Below are 16,192 nucleotides of genomic sequence, written 5' to 3'. Positions count from 1 at the left end.
GGATAGTCTCAGGTCATGACCACCGATGGTTCCCAGGCGGCCGCACCCGAGCCGAGCCCGCTCGCCCCTCCCGAGGGCGTCTTGACCCTCACCGCCCCCGAGGCACCCAAGCCCGTCACCGAGACCGCAGCGCCCAAGATGGCCCCTCAGGTGGCCGCCGAGATGGTGCCCGAGCTCGACTCCAAGGTCGACAGCTTCCTGACCGCGCTGACCAACGAGGCGATCGGCAGCCCCGGCTTCGCCGCCCAGGCCGAGAACGTCCGGACCATGGGCGACGCCGACATCCGGCGTGCCGCCGAGACCTCCAACCGGATGCTCGACAAGCCGGTGACCGCGCTCAAGTCCGGCGCCATCTCCGGGAGCTCCGACGTCGGCAAGACCCTGCTCGCGCTGCGCCGTACCGTCGAGGACCTCGACCCCGGCCAGGCCACCGGCGCCAAGAAGTTCTGGGACATGCTCCCGTTCAACGACAAGATCGAGGACTACTTCCGCAAGTACCAGTCCTCGCAGAGCCAGCTCAACGGGATCCTGCACAGCCTCCGCAGCGGCCAGGACGAGCTCACCAGGGACAACGTCGCGCTCAACCTGGAGAAGACGAACCTCTGGAGCGTGATGGGCCGGCTCAACCAGTACATCTACGTCTCCGAGCGGCTCGACGCCAAGCTCGCGGCGAAGATCGCCGAGATGGAGCTGACCGACCCGGAGGGCGCCAAGACCCTGAGCCAGGACGTGCTGTTCTACGTCCGGCAGAAGCACCAGGACCTGCTGACCCAGCTGGCGGTCTCGATCCAGGCCTACCTCGCGATCGACATCATCATCAAGAACAACATCGAGCTCATCAAGGGCGTCGACCGAGCCACCACGACCACGATCTCGGCGCTGCGCACGGCCGTCATCGTCGCCCAGGCGCTCAGCAACCAGAAGCTGGTGCTCGACCAGATCACGGCGCTCAACACCACGACGTCCAACCTGATCCAGAAGACCTCGGAGATGCTCAAGGAGAACTCCGCGGCGATCCAGGAGCAGGCTGCCTCCTCGACGATCGGCATGGAGCAGCTCCAGGCGGCGTTCGCCAACATCTACGCGACCATGGACCAGATCGACGAGTTCAAGCTCAAGGCGCTCGACACCATGTCCACCACCATCGGAGTGCTGGAGACCGAGGTCGAGAAGTCGAAGTCCTACCTCGAGCGGGTCCAGAAGCACGACCAGCGCAACGCTGCGGGCACCCTCGACATCAAGGGCTGACGGGTGGGACTGGGGTCGTGGTTCCGGAAGATCCGCGGCAAGGGCGACAACGACGCCGCGGAGCAGTACGTCGCACCGCCTCCGCCGACCGACAAGGACATCCTGGCTGCGCTCAACCGCGTCAACGCGATGCTGCGTGAGGGCAATGCGCCGCCGGTCGTGATCTCGCGGGTGGTGCGGATCGCCCGCACCATCCACCAGACCCTGCCTCGCCTCAACGACCTCGGGCTCGGGAGCCAGGACGGCTACTCGCTGATGGCGACCGCCACCGACTACCTCCCCGAGGCGGTCGGCGGCTACCTCCGGCTGCCCAGGGAGTGGGCGGACACCCGGCCCATCGACGGCAACAAGACCTCGCTCATGGTGCTGATCGAGCAGCTCGAGCTGCTCGGCGTGACGATGGACAAGATCTTCGACGCAGCCAACCGGGCCGACGCGCAGGCACTGATCGCGCACGGACGGTTCCTCGAAGCCAAGTTCGGCCACTCCTCCACGGGCGGCCCCGACCTCAACCTGGGGGCTCCATGAGCGACTCACTGAGGGACTGCCTCGACGCCCTCGTCGCCGCAGCCCGGACGGCCGGCATCGACGAGGCCACCGCACGGGCGGAGGGCGAGGCGCTCGCCGCGACCGTCGCCGAGCGGTCCAAGGGCGCCTTCGTGGACTGGGCCGAGCAGACCGGGCACACCGGGGGCGCCGAGGACTTCTTCCTCGCCGCCAAGAAGGGCAACCGCTTCCGCGGCGCCCCCACACCGGCCATGAACCAGCTCGCCCTCAGCAAGTCCGAGCACGCTCCGGCGTACGCCAAGGCTCTGGGGGAGGTCGCCCTCGCCGCGACCCTGCTCGGCCAGGCCGGGCCGGAGGCTGTCGGCACGGCCACCATGGCCACCGCTTCCCAGCTGGGTGAGGCGCGCACCCTGTCCTTCAGCCCCGGGGGTTTCGAGGCTCGGTCGCCGGGCGACCTCGCGCCTCGACCGCCCGGGGCCCGCGAGCCGGTGCCCGGCGTCGGCGACGAGATGCTCGACCAGGTGCGCCGGATGGGTGACCAGGTACGCCGCCAGCTCGAGGCGATCAATCTCGGCGCCGGGTCGCTGCTCCCGAACGTGCCTTCCGCCGACCCGGCACGAACTCAGGTCTCGAACCCGCCGACCCGTCCCCAAGTTTCTGACGGCTCGGCGGGGTCTGACGGGGGAGTTTCTGACGGGTCGGCGCAGGTGCAGGCGGCTGAGCCGGAGCAGCCCGTGGCCGAAGAGCCCGAGCCCGAGGAGCCGACGAAGACGGTCGAGGAGTTGCTCGCCGAGCTGGACGCGATGATCGGGCTCGAGACCGTCAAGGGCGAGATCCACCGGCAGGCCGCCGTGCTCCGGGTCGAGGGGCTGCGCAAGAAGGCCGGGCTGGAGACCCCCACCATCACCCGGCACCTGGTCTTCAACGGCAACCCCGGGACGGGCAAGACCACCGTGGCCCGGCTCGTCGCCGGCATCTACCGCGCCCTCGGGCTGCTGTCGAAGGGCCAGCTGGTCGAGTGCGACCGGTCGGAGCTGGTGGCCGGCTACCTCGGCCAGACCGCCCAGAAGACCGCCGACGTGGTGAAGTCCGCCGAGGGTGGCGTGCTCTTCATCGACGAGGCCTACTCGCTCTCCGGCGACCAGTACGGCAAGGAAGCCATCGACACGCTCGTCAAGGAGATGGAGGACAAGCGCGACGACCTGGTCGTGATCGTCGCCGGCTACCCCCTCCCGATGGCGATCTTCATCTCCGAGAACCCAGGCCTGGAGAGCCGGTTCCGCACGATGATCGAGTTCGACAACTACACCGACGACGAGCTGGCCGCGATCTTCGAGCAGATGGCGTCGAACGCCGACTTCGACGCGGGTGAGCCGGTGGTGACGCGGCTCCGCGAGATCCTCGCCGACGCACCGCGCGGGCCGTCCTTCGGCAACGCACGCTTCGTCCGCAACATGCTCGAGGCGGCGATCGGCCACCACGCCTGGCGGTTGCGCGACGTCAAGGAGCCGACGCTCGAGCAGCTCCGCTCGCTCGAGCCCGCCGACCTGGTGGCGCCGACCGACGCTGGGTCGGCTGGGTCGGCTGGGTCGGGCGAGCCGGCGGTCGCCGACGACGGCACGCTGCTGCCGCCCGCCGACGCCGTACCCCCCGAGGTCGTCGAGGCGCTCACGCCCGCCGACGCACCCGAGCCGACCGTCGAGGTCGACAAGGAGGAGACCTCATGACCCAGTCCGCTGCCGCGCCTCCGCCTCCCGCGGTGCAGCCGGCGACCGCGCCCGCGCAGCCGGGGCCCGCGAAGGTACGCCGTGGCTTCTGGCCTGCGCCCACCGGCAAGCCGGTCGGCACCGGCATCGAGGACACCCCGAGCCTGCTCAACCGCCTCCAGATCATCGGCATGGCCACCGTGCTGCTGTTCGGCCTGCTGAGCGGGCTGGTGCAGTACCTCTCCTACGCGGCCGACGGCCGCGCCGCCGACGACACCGAGCAGCTGGTGCGGGTCCAGGAGATCCAGTCCACGCTGCTGCGGGTCGACGCCATCGCGACCAGCCTGGTCCTCATTGGCGGCGAGGGCGACCGCGAGCGCGAGGCCCAGTACGACGAAGCCGTCGACCGGGTCTTCCAGCTGATCGCCGCCGCGGCGGAGGCGCAGCCTGCGGACGAGAAGGCGCTCGCGGCGCTCAACGTCGAGGTCAACGAGTACGCCACGGCGATCGCCGAGGCGCGGTCCAACATCCGGCAGACCTTCCCGGTCGGCGCCGAGTACCTCAGCGGGGCGAGCAAGGCCCTCCGCGACGACGCGCTGCCGATCCTGCGCAACCTCGTGGACGCGAACACCGAGCGCGCCGAGGACTCGATGGGTGGTCAGCACCCGTTCTGGTTGCTGCTGATCGGCGTGGTGGCGACAGCCGTCCTGGTGTGGCTCAGCATCGCCCTGGCCCGGCGGTTCCGCCGCTACCTCAACACCGGGGTCGCAGTCGCAGCGATCATCGTCATCGTCACGACCCTGGTGGCCTCGATCGCGGCCTGGCGGGCCGACAACCAGAACGACGGGTTGCTGGAGAACGAGCTGAGGATGGCCGTCGACCAGGCCGCGGCCCGCACGGCCGGCAACGACGCGAAGGCCAACGAGAGCCTGCGGCTGATCAAGCGCGGGTCCGGAGCGCTGTACGAGGACCCCTGGATCGCGGCCGCCGACGTCGTCGAGGACCGGGGTGACCGGCAGGTCCTCGACGAGTGGAACGCCTACGTCGCGGCCCACCAGGAGATCGTCCGCCTCGACGACGAGGACCGCTGGGGTCTCGCCGTCCAGATCGCCATCGGCGCCGACGGTGCCCCCGGCGGCCTCGACTCGACCGCCGCGTTCGACACCTTCGACGAGTCCGTCGCCGAGCTGGTGCAGGAGAACGGCACGGCCACGACCGACGAGCTGCGCGCGGGTCGCTCGCTCGCCCTCGTCGGCAGCCTGCTCACCCTGATCCTCGGCATGGCGGCCGCGGTCGCGGTCGTGCGAGGAATCAACGACCGGCGCAAGGAGTACGCATGAACCGCGTGAGAGCGGCGCTCGCGGGTGTCGGCGTCCTCGCCGCACTGCTCGCCGGCTGCGGGTACGACGACACGCCCCTGCCGGAGGCGCCCGAAGCCGAGTCGCCGGCCCAGGCCGCCGACCCCGAGTGCACGACCGTCGACGCGGACCTCGCCTCCTACGAGCCGAGCGACGTCGTGGTCCCGGGCGGCAAGGTCGAGGAGATCCGCGACCGCGGCCGGCTGATCGTCGGCGTCTCGGCCGACACCTACAAGATGGCCTCGGCCAACCCGGAGAACGGCAACCGGATCGAGGGCTTCGACATCGAGTTCGCCAAGGCCATCGGCCGGGCGATCTTCGAGGACACGTCGGGGGGCTTCGAGCTCGGACGCAACGTCCAGTTCCGGGTGATCACCGCCGCGCAGCGGATCGAGCTGCTCCAGAACGGCGAGATCGACCTGGTGGTCCGGAACTTCACCATCAACTGCAGTCGCTGGCAGGACATCGCGTTCTCCCAGGTCTACTACGACGCCACCCAGAAGGTTCTGGTCAGCAAGTCGCTCGCCGAGAGCGGCTACGACGGCGTCCAGGACCTCGCGGGGCTCCGGGTGTGCGCCCCCACCGGGTCGACCAGCCTCGACAACGTGGTGACCGCGGCCGAGCGGGAGGGCGTCGATCCGCCGATCCTCGAGCCGGCCGCCAACCACACCGGCTGCCTGATCAAGTTCCAGCGCGGCGAGGTCGACGCGATCACCGGCGACGACACCGTGCTCGCCGGTCTCGCCGCCCAGGACCCCTATGCCGTGGTCCCGGACCAGGAGCCCCTCAACGACGAGCCCTACGGCATCGGTGCCAACCAGGACGACGTCGACCTGGTGCGGTTCGTCAACGCGGTGCTGGAGGAGATGCGCGCGGACGGGTCGTGGCAGGCCGCCTACAACCGGTGGCTGAAGCAAGAGCTCAGCGGGGTCGACGCGATCCAGCCACCGCCGACCCAGCCCTACCGGACCGGGTGACCACCTGCTCATGACCACCGCACCCACCGCTCCCGGCAAGCTCGGCGAGGCCATCGAGCCGGCGCTCATCCAGCGCTACCTCGCCGAGCTGGACTCCTGGCTGCGCACCCGCCACGACGAGCTCGGCGAGCTCGACCGGGCGGCGCTCGCGGCCGGGCGGGGCGAGGAGCTGGCCGGCGACATGCAGCTGGTGCTGGCGATGTGGAAGGCGATCCACGACCGCTACCAGCTGGTCTTCGCGACCTGGGACGGTGGCCGGGTGCTCCAGCAGGAGCGGGAGCGGATCTCGGCCCTGATCTGGGGCCGGCTCGACGGTGCCACCGGGATGCCGGGCGGGCTGGCGGTCTCGCTCCCCGAGGCGTGCCGCCTCAACGACGCGCTCACCGGCCAGCTGCGCACCAGGCTGGCGCTGGCCCACGACGCGACCGAGCAGGTCGCCCGGATCCGCGAGGTGCGGGCGCAGCTGGAGCGGATCCGCGACCAGGTCGGGCTCGAGCCGGCCACCACCCGTGACCAGGCGGTCAACACCCTCGCCGGCCTGATGGCGCGGCTGGAGCAGATCAACGAACGCGCCGAGCGCGGCGCCGACGTGGGGGGCATGCTCGCCCCGCTCGAGGTGGAGGCGACGACGTTCGAGCGCGACCTGATCGTCGGCAACGCCCGCCGGCGGGACGCCCGCTCCAAGGTGCTCTCGGCCCGCGAGCTGCGCGCCGACCTCGAGGCCCGCGAGCAGGCGCTGGAGAAGCTCGCCGCCCAGTGCGTGGCGACCGTCGACACCGCCCCGCGCTACGCGATCCCCGACGTCGAAGCGCTCGGACCGGTGCCGGTGACTCCCGACGAGATCGACGCCTACCTCAAGAAGCTCGACCGCGTGTCCCAGGCGCTCGAGCACGCCCAGCACAAGTACGCCGACGCGCTCGCCGAGCACGCCGACCTGGTCGCCCTGCTCGACGCCTACGTCGCCAAGGCGACGGCGCAGGGGGTGGCCGGCGGCGCCGACCTGGTCGAGGCCGAGCGCCAGGCGCGCGCCGTACTCGCCCGCAGCCCTGCCCCGATGTCCGTCGCCCAGCAGCTGGTCGCGACCTACCAGACCTGGCTTCAGAAGGAGACCGCCCAGTGAACCGCCCAGTGATGAGCACAGTCATGAGGCAGCGATGAGCACCTGCACCCAGCCGGGATGCACCGGGAACATCCTCGACGGCTACTGCGACATCTGCGGTTCGCCCGGGGCCTCGACAGGCTCGACCACCGGGGGCGCGACCTCCAACGTGCCGACCGCCACCGTGGGGGCGCCCGCGACCGGCACCGCTCCGGCCCCGCCGGTCGCCAACGGCACGCCCTGCGGGCAGCCCGGGTGCAGCGGCAAGATCCTCGACGGCTACTGCGACATCTGCGGCACGGCCGCCGACGCCCCGCCGGTCCCGGCCGCCTCCCAGGCCGAGCCGGTGTCCCAGATGGAGGGCTCGGTCGCCACCTCCGCCAGCCGGGTGCAGTCCGCGGCCATCGGCTCCAAGCGGGCCGGCAGCGGCACGAGCTCGACCCGGCGTACCCGCACAGGCTCGCAGCGGATGCGCGCGGCGCGGCTCGGCGCCGGCCTGACGACCGTCCCGCCCGCGCCCCCGGTCGATGCCGCCAAGGCGATCATGCCCAACGCGCAGGTGCCCGAGGAGAAGCGCAGCTGCTCGAAGTGCGGCAACAAGGTCGGCCGCAGCATCGACGGCAAGCCGGGCCGGTCCGAGGGCTTCTGCCCGCACTGCGGCCAGCAGTTCTCGTTCACCCCCAAGCTGCAGCAGGGCGACCTGGTCGCGGGGCAGTACGAGGTCGCGGGGGCGCTCGCGCACGGCGGCCTCGGCTGGATCTACCTCGCCCGTGACCGCAACGTCTCCAACCGGTGGGTGGTGCTCAAGGGCCTGCTGAACTCCGGCGACCCCGACGCGCTGGCCGCGGCGATCGCCGAGCAGCAGTTCCTGGCCCAGGTCGAGCACCCGGCGATCGTCGAGATCTACAACTTCGTGACCCACGAGGGCGCCGGCTACATCGTCATGGAGTACGTCGGCGGCAAGTCGCTCAAGCAGATCCTCAAGGACCGGATGCGGGCCAACAACGGGGAGTACGACCCGCTGCCTGTCGACCAGGCACTCGCCTACATCCTCGAGCTGCTGCCGGCGTTCCAGTACCTCCACGACCTCGGCCTGGTCTACTGCGACTTCAAGCCCGACAACATGATCCAGGTCGGCGACGCGATGAAGCTGATCGACCTCGGCGGCGTGCGGCGGGCCGACGACCAGGAGTCGGCGATCTACGGAACGGTCGGCTACCAGGCGCCCGAGGTGGCCGAGGTGGGGCCGTCGGTGGCCTCCGACATCTACACGATCGGGCGCACCCTGCTCGTGCTGACCATGGAGTTCCGGGGCTACCAGGGCACCTACCTCCACAGCCTGCCGCCGGTGGAGTCGACGCCGCTCTTCCAGCAGTACGACTCGCTCTACCACCTGATCGCCAAGTGCTGCGCGACCGACCCGGCCGACCGGTTCGCCTCGGTCGACGAGTTCCGCACCCAGCTGCTGGGCGTGCTGCGCGAGGTGGTCGCGCGGCACCGGCAGGGCACCGCGCTCACCTCGGCCGCCTCGGTGCTCTTCGAGTCGCCGGCGACCGCGCGCCCGATCACGGAGTGGAGCCAGCTGCCCCAGCTGCGCGAGGACACCACGGACCCTCAGTACGGCTGGCTGTCGACGATCGGCACCGACGACCCGGCGCAGCGGCTCAGGGACCTCGACGCCGCCCCGGAGGACACGGCCGAGGTGTGGCTGGCCCGCTGCAGGGCGGCGCTCGACCTGCACGAGTCGTCAGCCGCGAAGAGCTATGCCGGCAACCTGCTCGCCGCCGACCCCTGGGAGTGGCGCGCGCTCTGGATGGAGGGCCTCGCCGCCGTCCAGAAGGAGGACTGGGAGACCGCGAAGGCCTCCTTCAACGCCGTTTACCAGCAGGTGCCGGGCGAGCTCGCGCCCAAGCTGGCGCTGGCGTTCGCGTGCGAGAAGGGTGGTCAGCCCGAGGTCGCCGAGGGCCTGTACCAGACCTGCGCGGCCACCGATGCGACGTACGTCGCCCCGTCGGCGTTCGGGATGGCCCGGGTGCGGGCAGCCCGACGTGACACGGCCGGCGCGGTCGCCGCGCTCGACCACGTGCCGACGACCAGCCGCGGCTACACCGAGAGCCGGCAGCAGCGGGCCGAGGTGCTGCTCGCGGGGAGCGCCCAGGACCTGACCGTCCTCGACCAGGCGCTCCGCACGATCGAGAGCTCGTCGGTCGACGGTCCGACCCGTCAGCGCTACACGGTGCGGATCCTCAAGGAGGCGCTGCCCGTGGTCGCGAAGAACCCTCCCCGCAAGGGGGTGAGCATCGGCTCGATCCCGGCGTCCGAGGCGGGCATCCGCGACGGGCTCGAGAACGCGCTGCGGCTGCTCGCCCGCGACGCCCACGACCTCGATGAGCGGGTCGACCTGGTCAACCAGGCGAACGCCGTACGGAATTGGAGCCTGACGTGACGGAGCCGACCAGCCCGCCCGAGACCCTCTGCCCCTCGTGCGGTGCGGGGGTGCCGTCGGGCTCACGCTTCTGCGAGTCCTGTGGCGCCCAGGTCTCCGACGCGACCGCGGACCCGGTCGTGCCGCTGACCCCGCCGGACGACCTCGGCGATGCGCCGACCAGTGCGCCGACCCGTGGGCCGGCGGGCGCGCTGCCGGACCCGCCGCCCGACCCCGGCCGCCGCCCGTGCGGCAGCTGCGGGGGAGAGGTGGGGCCGGACCTGTACTGCCTGTCCTGCGGCACCAAGGCGCCGAGCGAGCGCGACCACTTCCGCGAGACGCCGGCCACCTGGGTCGCCGGCGTCTGCGACAAGGGGGTCAGCAAGAGCCGCAACGAGGACGCGATGGCGCTGCTGGCGGGGGAGCAGCCCGGGTCGCGCGCCGTGCTCGTCGTCCTCGACGGCGTCTCCAACCTGACCGACTCCGACGTGGCGTCGCTCGCCGGCGCCCGAGCCGCGCGCGAGGTGCTGCGCACGCCGCTGCCGGCCGGCATGGGCACGCCGCAGAGCCGCGACGCGGCGGTGGCGAAGGTCTTCGCGGACGCTGCCGCGGCGGCGAACACCGCGATCATCGCGATCACCGACCCCGACGAGCCCAACCCGGCGTCCGCGACCTTCACCGTCGCGGTGCTCGAAGGCAACCGGATCAGCCACGCCAACATCGGGGACTCCCGCTGCTACTGGCTGCCCGACGAGGGTGAGGCGCTGCAGCTGACCGTCGACGACTCGGTGGCCCAGGCCCAGATCGCCTCGGGTGTGGCGAAGGAGGTCGCCGAGACGGGCGAGTTCGCCCACGCCATCACCAAGTGGCTCGGCCGCGACTCGCAGGACTTCGTCCCGTCGGTCGGCAGCCTGGAGGTGACCGGGCCGGGCTGGCTGCTCGCCTGCTCCGACGGGCTGTGGAACTACGCGTCGGCGCCGGAGGCGCTCAAGGCGCAGATCGCCGCCGCCGGACCGGTCGATCCCGAGCGCCTCGCGCTGTCGCTGGTGGCCTTCGCCAACGCGGCCGGCGGCCACGACAACATCACCGCCGCGCTGGCCCGGGTCGGCCCGCTGCCTGCGCCGCCGCCACCACCGGTGCAGAATGCGGCTACGCCCGCACCGACACCGACACCGACACCGACAGCGACACCGCCGGGCCCGCCGACCGACGTAGCAGGAGAGGGAGCGCCCACCGATGGCTGAGTTCACCACCGCCGTCTTCCAGAACGAGTTCCTGCCCGACGGCGGGACCGACGTCAACGCGATCGTCACGATCAGCTGCAAGGGAGCGGGTACGGCCGGCCAGTCCGGGTCGGGCGACGCCGGTGAGATCATCATCGTCGACACGTCCGGCTCGATGGGACCGGCGACGATGGCGGCCGCCAAGGACGCCGCCCAGGCCGCCCTGTCGGAGATCGTCGACGGCACCTGGTTCGCCGTCGTGGCCGGAGCGGACCGAGCGATGCTGGCCTACCCGCCGGTGACGGCCGGGCCGGCGCTGGTGCAGATGAACGAGCAGACCCGGGCGGAGGCGTCCGCGGCGATCGAGCGCTTCGTCGGCAGCGGCGGTACGGCGATCTCCACCTGGCTCGACCTCGCCGGCCAGATCTTCGCGTCCGTCCCGCAGGTGACCCAGCGGCACGCGCTGCTGCTCACCGACGGTGAGAACCGGGAGCGGCCGGGTCGGCTCGACGAGGCGATCAACCGGGCGACCGGCTACTACCAGTGCGACTGCCGCGGCGCCGGCACCGACTGGCAGGTCGCCGAGATCCGGCGGATCGCCCAGGCGCTGCTCGGCACCGTCGACATCATCCCGAGGCCCGCCGAGATGCGGGCCCAGTTCCAGGAGATCATGCGGGCCTCCATGGCGCGCGGCGTCGCCGACGCCAAGCTCCGGGTCTGGACCCCGCAGGGAGCACAGGTGCTCTTCGTGCGCCAGGTCGCGCCGACCCTCGAGGACCTGACCGACCGCGGCGTCCCGGTCAACCCGCTGACCCGGGACTTCCCGACCGGAGCCTGGGCCGACGAGTCGCGCGACTACCACATCGGGGTGCGGGTCGCGGCCAAGGCGCTCGGGCAGGAGCAGCTCGCCGCCCGCGTCCAGCTCGCGCTCGGTGAGAACGTCGTGACCCAGGGCCTCATCAAGGCGACCTGGTCGAACAACTCCGAGCTCACCACCCGGATCGACAAGCAGGTCGCCCACTACACCGGCCAGACCGAGCTCGCCGCGGCGATCCAGGAGGGCCTGGCCGCGAAGGCCGCCGGCGACGAGGCGACCGCGACCACCAAGCTCGGTCGAGCCGTGCAGCTGGCGGCCCAGACCGGCAACGACGAGGCGACGGCCAAGCTGCGCAAGGTGGTCGAGGTCGACAACGAGGCCGAGGGCACGGTGCGGCTCAAGCGCGCGGTCGACAAGGCCGACGAGATGGCGCTCGACACCGCGTCCACCAAGACGACCCGGGTCCGCAAGGACCCGCCCGCTGGGAGCTGAGCCCCTTGCCGACCTGTCCCTCCGGTCACGACTCGACCGCCGACGACTACTGCGACGTCTGCGGGTTGCCGATCACCGATGCGGGTGCCGCGGCGGCTCCGTCCGCTCCGGCTGCCGCGAGCGGCGCCGACGCGGGTGCGGACGCCGACTCCTCGGGGGCCTCGTCGGGCGGTGGGCCGTCGGCCGCGAGCGACACCACGTGTCCCAACTGCTCGGAGGTCAACCCCGAGAACGCGCTCTTCTGCGAGGCGTGCGGCTACGACTTCACCACCGGTCAGACGCCGCGGCCGGCCACGCCCTCGGTGCTCGACCTCGGCGTTCCCGGTCAGGCCGACGGGGGCGCGGCCGCGGACTCCGCCGCGCCGACCGACCTCGACCCGCCGACCGCCGAGTCCCAGCACTCCGTCGCGCCGCCGCTGGGGGCCGCCTGGGTCGCCGAGGTGTGGATCGACCCGGACTGGTACGCCGACCAGGACTCCACCGATCCGCTGCCCTCGGCGGGAGTGCCGGTCGTCGTACCTCTGAGGACGACGTCGATCCTCGTCGGCCGCACCTCCCGCAGCCGCAACATCCACCCCGACATCGACCTCACGTCCGACAACGGCATCAGCCGGCGGCACTGCCAGCTCACGACCGACGGCACCCGGTGGTGGGTCGAGGACCTCGGCTCGTCCAACGGTACCTACGTCGGCGGTTCGATCGGTCCGCTGCCGAGCGCTCCGCTGACCCCGGGCGAGAAGCGCGAGATCGCTGCGGACGAGCGGGTCTACCTCGGCGCCTGGAGCCGGATCGTGGTCCGCAAGGCCGCGCCGGGGGACCCCAGCTAGCTCAGCGGGACTTCTCGAGGGTGACCCAGGCGTCGAACATCCGCTCGCCCATGGTCTGCAGGGCCTGCCCGTCGAAGTGGGCGGCATCGCCGACATGGCCGAGACCCTCGGACGACGCGACGGCGTCGTACCGGCCGTTGAGGGCGCCGGCGAAGTAGAAGTCGTTGCGGGCCGAGAGCCACCCGTCCCTGATCAGCTCGCCGGCGATGAACCTGGTCTCGTCGTCCCACCACGGCTGCCGCGCGAGCGCCGCGCGAAGACGACGGAACGCCGCCTCGTAGTCGGCCAGGGTCGTCAGCCGGGGGTCCTTCACCATCGTCGCGCCAGCGTCGTCGGTCTCGCCCTGGTGCCACAGCATCGTGTCGACCCGGTCGATCCCGGCCGTGCGCAGCTCGGGGGTGGCGAGCGCGTGGTCGCACTCGAGGATCAGCCGCGCGAGGTTGCCGGAGCCCTCGTCCTCCCAGGAGACGATGCTGCTGCCGTGACCGCGTGGCCCACGAGATAGACGGGCTCGCCGGTGTGCTCGGCGAGGTGGAAGGCGAAGTGCAGCGCTGCGTTGTTGGGTCTCGTCAGGACGGGGTTGAACGGCGGCCGACCGAGCTCGGCCACGCCCCAGGACCCGTTCGGACCGAGGTTGTCCCAGGCCAGGACGGACGGCGACGCCGGTCGGTCGCCGTCGGTCGCCAGCTTGTGGCCGAGCATGTTGGACTGGCCGCCGAACAGGACGACGCGACCGCCAGGACGCTCAGCCGGCGTCATCGACCTGGCCGGGCGCCGACTCGACGTGGTCGTAGAAGTTCCGTTCCTCCGGGGGGATCAGCTGGAACACGTCGATCGGCGGTCGGTAGTCGCCGCGACCGACCCACTGCAGCGGCCGCATCTTGGTGTAGACGGTGCCGTCGTAGCCGTGGAAGATCCGGCCGATCACGTTCTGGCGGAGGGCGTCGATGGAGTTGTCCTCGATCCCGAAGGCCGGGAACAGCTCCTCCCGCACGAAGAAGGCGTTGCAGTTGGTGGTCGCGACCAGCTCGTACTTCTTCTGCTTGCCGAGCTCGACCATCGCCGCGAGCGAGGCGCCCTGGTGGATCGACATGTCGCGGTCCTGGACGAACACCACGTCGTTGGGGACGCTCGGGTTGAACTCGATCACGACGACCCTCGGCCGGTAGCGGGCCATCGAGCGCCACACGTGGTAGTCCGACCCGTCGATGTCGATGCTGACCAGGTCGACGTCCCTCGGGCAGTCGGTCGTGGCGAGGACGTCGTCGAGCGAGTCCTTGCCGCGCTCGAAGCCGACCAGTGCGTGGATCGGGTGCGCGTTGGGGAGGTCGGCGAAGTTGTCGGTGAGGTCGGCGAGTTTCTCGGCGCTGCCTTCGATCAGTACGCCGTCCCAGCCGAGGTCGCGCACCAGGTGGCAGGTGTTGCTCAGGTAGACGCCGTCCCAGGCGCCGAACTCGACGCACCACCGGTTGGCCGGCGAGATGATCTCGAAGATCTTCTCGATGACCCCGTCCTCGCCGAACTGCGAGTTGATGTTGCGGGCGTGCTCTTGGACGTAGCAGCTCTCCGGCTTGCGCCGGTCGAGGTTGATGACGCGCAGGACCGGCATGCGGGAAACCCTACCGACGAGTGGCGAGCACGACCGAGGAGTCGGACGCCGCCATCACCTCGACGGCGGTGAACCGCTCGTCGGTGAGCCACTCCTCGCGCAGGGTGTCGACCCGGCCGCCGGTGATCGGCGGCCACTGCTCGCACGGCCAGAAGTTGTCGAGCACGACGATGCCGCCCGGCTCGACCAGGTCGGCGATCGCGTCGACGCCGACCTCGCTGGGCTGCTGCTCGGAGTCGAGGAACAGCAGCGAGTAGGGGCCCTTGTCCATCAGCGTCGACCAGTCGGCGGTGAGCACGTCGACCAGCGGGTCGTCGGTGAAGATCTCGGCGGCCGCCCGCGCGAGCTTCGGGTCGAGCTCCGCGGTGAGGATCCGGGCCTGCTCGCCCCGGACCCCGGAGCGCAGCCACGCGGTGCCGACGCCGCAGCCGGTGCCGAACTCGGCCATCGTGCCGGTGCGGGTCGCTGCCAGCGCCGCCAGCAGCCGGCCGGTCTCGTTGCGGCAGAACGACACGTAGCCGGCGCGGCGGGAGACGTCGAAAGCGCGGTTGACCACGTCGGGCAGCTCGGGGGGCGCGCTCATGCAACGAGTCTTTCATCTTGGAACCGGCGTCTCGGATGCCGAACAAGGAGCGAAATGCCGCGACAGGGGAGCGGGGACGCCGTACGCTCGTCCTCACCATGCGGCACTTCTACGTACTTATCGTGCGCCGCGGCGGGGCCTGAGAGAGGCCACCTCGCCGCGGTGTCAGCGGCGTGCATCCATCGCCTGCATGGGCTTCTCGATCAGACTTGAAGCCCAATGCCCGAAAGGCGACAACGACATGTATGACATGTACCCGGACTGGGGCCCGGCGAAGCACGACCCCCAGCACCCGCTGAACCGCACCTACAAGGACGCCCTGCAGAGCGCGATGAACGGCTCGACGGAGACTGCCCTGCGAGACGAGGACGCTCTGCGTCCCGACGACAACTAACGTCTTCGTCCATGAGCTCTGCGACCACTCCGACGCCCGCAGCGTCCACCGTCACGCCCGCCGAGGGGAGCGTGGCCCTTGCCGTCGTCCCCGGAGACGGCATCGGCCTCGAGGTCACCGCGGAGGCGCTCAAGGTGCTGGAGGTTGCGGCCCCCGCAGGAGTGAAGTTCGAACAGACCCGCTACGACCTGGGCGCCGAGCGGTACCTCGCCACCCATGAGGTGCTGCCCGATTCCGTGCTCGCCGAGATCCGGCAGCACGACGCGATCCTTCTCGGAGCGGTCGGCGGCAAGCCGAACGACCCCAACCTGCCGCCGGGGATCCTCGAGCGCGGGCTGCTGCTGCGGCTGCGCTTCGAGCTCGACCACTACGTCAACCTGCGCCCGTCGCGGATNGGCGGACGTCCTCGCCAGGGGCGAGGTCGACTTCGTGGTGGTGCGGGAGGGCACCGAGGGTCCCTACACCGGCAACGGCGGCGCACTCCGGACCGGCACCCCGGCCGAGGTCGCGACCGAGGTGTCGGTGAACACGGCGTACGGCGTGGAGCGGGTCATCCGCGACGCCTTCGCCCGTGCGCAGCGCCGCCCCCGCAAGAAGCTCACCCTGGTCCACAAGACCAACGTGCTGGTGAACGCGGGCTCGCTGTGGTGGCGGCTGTTCGAGACGGTCGCGGCGGAGTATCCCGACGTCACCACCGACTACTGCCACATCGATGCGGTGATGATCTACCTCGTCACCGACCCGCAGCGGTTCGACGTGATCGTCACCGACAACCTCTTCGGCGACATCGTGACCGACCTCGCCGCCGCGATCACCGGCGGCATCGGCCTGGCGGCCTCGGGCAACATCAACCCCGACCGCACCTCGCCCTCGATGTTCGAGCCGGTGCACGGCTCGGCGCCGGACATCGCGGGGCAGCAGATCGCC

At 71.2% G+C, this 16,192-nt stretch carries 15 protein-coding genes and 1 pseudogene; 12 read left to right on the top strand and 4 right to left on the bottom strand.

What is annotated here, in order from left to right; genetic code table 11:
- The first annotated feature begins 15 nt into the window (after positions 1-15).
- From H0488_RS06705 to H0488_RS06660, 10 genes are read left to right on the top strand one after another with little or no spacing between them, the layout of a single operon-like run.
- Positions 16-1,248 (top strand): toxic anion resistance protein, encoded by a 1,233-nt coding sequence (locus H0488_RS06705; RefSeq protein ID WP_183098511.1) that lies wholly within the window; start codon positions 16-18, stop codon positions 1,246-1,248.
- A 3-nt stretch (positions 1,249-1,251) separates the two neighbouring features.
- Positions 1,252-1,776 (top strand): hypothetical protein, encoded by a 525-nt coding sequence (locus H0488_RS06700; RefSeq protein WP_183098510.1) that lies wholly within the window; start codon positions 1,252-1,254, stop codon positions 1,774-1,776.
- Complete coding sequence (locus H0488_RS06695; protein ID WP_183098509.1) at positions 1,773-3,482, top strand: AAA family ATPase; 1,710 nt, start codon at positions 1,773-1,775, stop codon at positions 3,480-3,482. The genes H0488_RS06700 and H0488_RS06695 overlap by 4 nt, the downstream gene beginning before the upstream one ends.
- A complete protein-coding gene (locus tag H0488_RS06690) occupies positions 3,479-4,801 on the top strand; it encodes a GlnX family signal transduction membrane protein (RefSeq protein WP_183098508.1) in 1,323 nt (440 codons plus the stop codon). The genes H0488_RS06695 and H0488_RS06690 overlap by 4 nt, the downstream gene beginning before the upstream one ends.
- Positions 4,798-5,796, top strand: coding sequence for a glutamate ABC transporter substrate-binding protein (locus H0488_RS06685; protein ID WP_183098507.1), 999 nt, complete (start codon positions 4,798-4,800; stop codon positions 5,794-5,796). The genes H0488_RS06690 and H0488_RS06685 overlap by 4 nt, the downstream gene beginning before the upstream one ends.
- A gap of 10 nt (positions 5,797-5,806) precedes the next feature.
- The gene (locus tag H0488_RS06680) at positions 5,807-6,916 is read left to right on the top strand and encodes a hypothetical protein (protein ID WP_183098506.1); all 1,110 of its coding nucleotides are present in this window, start codon (positions 5,807-5,809) and stop codon (positions 6,914-6,916) included.
- A 34-nt stretch (positions 6,917-6,950) separates the two neighbouring features.
- Positions 6,951-9,341, top strand: a complete 2,391-nt coding sequence (locus H0488_RS06675) for a serine/threonine-protein kinase (protein ID WP_183098505.1) — start codon at positions 6,951-6,953, stop codon at positions 9,339-9,341.
- A complete protein-coding gene (locus tag H0488_RS06670; RefSeq protein WP_183098504.1) occupies positions 9,338-10,564 on the top strand; it encodes a protein phosphatase 2C domain-containing protein in 1,227 nt (408 codons plus the stop codon). Before H0488_RS06675 ends, H0488_RS06670 begins: the two co-directional genes overlap by 4 nt.
- Complete coding sequence (locus tag H0488_RS06665; RefSeq protein WP_183098503.1) at positions 10,557-11,852, top strand: vWA domain-containing protein; 1,296 nt, start codon at positions 10,557-10,559, stop codon at positions 11,850-11,852. The genes H0488_RS06670 and H0488_RS06665 overlap by 8 nt, the downstream gene beginning before the upstream one ends.
- 5 nt (positions 11,853-11,857) lie before the next feature.
- Positions 11,858-12,679 (top strand): FHA domain-containing protein, encoded by an 822-nt coding sequence (locus tag H0488_RS06660; protein ID WP_220794274.1) that lies wholly within the window; start codon positions 11,858-11,860, stop codon positions 12,677-12,679.
- Between the two features lies 1 nt (position 12,680).
- On the opposite strand, the gene H0488_RS06655 is transcribed toward H0488_RS06660, so the two are convergent.
- The 4 genes from H0488_RS06655 to H0488_RS06645 are packed head-to-tail and all read right to left on the bottom strand — an operon-like array spanning position 12,681 to position 14,871.
- Positions 12,681-13,106 carry a sialate O-acetylesterase gene (locus H0488_RS06655; protein WP_312856234.1) on the bottom strand — a complete coding sequence of 142 codons (426 nt, stop codon included), beginning with the start codon at positions 13,104-13,106 and terminating at the stop codon, positions 12,681-12,683.
- Positions 13,106-13,438 carry a sialate O-acetylesterase gene (locus H0488_RS23960; RefSeq protein WP_246371548.1) on the bottom strand — a complete coding sequence of 111 codons (333 nt, stop codon included), beginning with the start codon at positions 13,436-13,438 and terminating at the stop codon, positions 13,106-13,108. Before H0488_RS23960 ends, H0488_RS06655 begins: the two co-directional genes overlap by 1 nt.
- Complete coding sequence (locus tag H0488_RS06650; protein ID WP_183098502.1) at positions 13,425-14,288, bottom strand: class I SAM-dependent methyltransferase; 864 nt, start codon at positions 14,286-14,288, stop codon at positions 13,425-13,427. Before H0488_RS06650 ends, H0488_RS23960 begins: the two co-directional genes overlap by 14 nt.
- A gap of 10 nt (positions 14,289-14,298) precedes the next feature.
- The gene (locus H0488_RS06645) at positions 14,299-14,871 is read right to left on the bottom strand and encodes an O-methyltransferase (RefSeq protein WP_183098501.1); all 573 of its coding nucleotides are present in this window, start codon (positions 14,869-14,871) and stop codon (positions 14,299-14,301) included.
- A 241-nt stretch (positions 14,872-15,112) separates the two neighbouring features.
- On the opposite strand from H0488_RS06645, the gene H0488_RS06640 reads away from it, so the two are divergent.
- A complete protein-coding gene (locus H0488_RS06640) occupies positions 15,113-15,265 on the top strand; it encodes a hypothetical protein (RefSeq protein WP_183098500.1) in 153 nt (50 codons plus the stop codon).
- Between the two features lie 11 nt (positions 15,266-15,276).
- Positions 15,277-16,192 (top strand): annotated as a pseudogene (locus H0488_RS06635) (3-isopropylmalate dehydrogenase); the annotation flags it as partial.

It is taken from the genome of Nocardioides pelophilus, from assembly GCF_014180685.1.
Classification (GTDB): Bacteria; Actinomycetota; Actinomycetes; order Propionibacteriales; family Nocardioidaceae; genus Nocardioides; species Nocardioides pelophilus.
The sequence above is the reverse complement of the archived record's forward strand: the minus strand, read 5'-3'. Positions and strand labels throughout refer to the sequence as shown.

Excerpts from the sequence above, each read along its gene's own strand:
- H0488_RS06705 (WP_183098511.1), top strand. The coding sequence starts at position 16 with ATGACCACCGATGGTTCCCAGGCGGCCGCACCCGAGCCGAGCCCGCTC.
- H0488_RS06695 (WP_183098509.1), top strand. The coding sequence starts at position 1,773 with ATGAGCGACTCACTGAGGGACTGCCTCGACGCCCTCGTCGCCGCAGCC.
- H0488_RS06690 (WP_183098508.1), top strand. The coding sequence starts at position 3,479 with ATGACCCAGTCCGCTGCCGCGCCTCCGCCTCCCGCGGTGCAGCCGGCG.
- H0488_RS06685 (WP_183098507.1), top strand. The coding sequence starts at position 4,798 with ATGAACCGCGTGAGAGCGGCGCTCGCGGGTGTCGGCGTCCTCGCCGCA.
- H0488_RS06680 (WP_183098506.1), top strand. The coding sequence starts at position 5,807 with ATGACCACCGCACCCACCGCTCCCGGCAAGCTCGGCGAGGCCATCGAG.
- H0488_RS06675 (WP_183098505.1), top strand. The coding sequence starts at position 6,951 with ATGAGCACCTGCACCCAGCCGGGATGCACCGGGAACATCCTCGACGGC.
- H0488_RS06665 (WP_183098503.1), top strand. The coding sequence starts at position 10,557 with ATGGCTGAGTTCACCACCGCCGTCTTCCAGAACGAGTTCCTGCCCGAC.
- H0488_RS23960 (WP_246371548.1), bottom strand. The coding sequence starts at position 13,438 with ATGACGCCGGCTGAGCGTCCTGGCGGTCGCGTCGTCCTGTTCGGCGGC.
- H0488_RS06650 (WP_183098502.1), bottom strand. The coding sequence starts at position 14,288 with ATGCCGGTCCTGCGCGTCATCAACCTCGACCGGCGCAAGCCGGAGAGC.
- H0488_RS06645 (WP_183098501.1), bottom strand. The coding sequence starts at position 14,871 with ATGAGCGCGCCCCCCGAGCTGCCCGACGTGGTCAACCGCGCTTTCGAC.
- H0488_RS06640 (WP_183098500.1), top strand. The coding sequence starts at position 15,113 with ATGTATGACATGTACCCGGACTGGGGCCCGGCGAAGCACGACCCCCAG.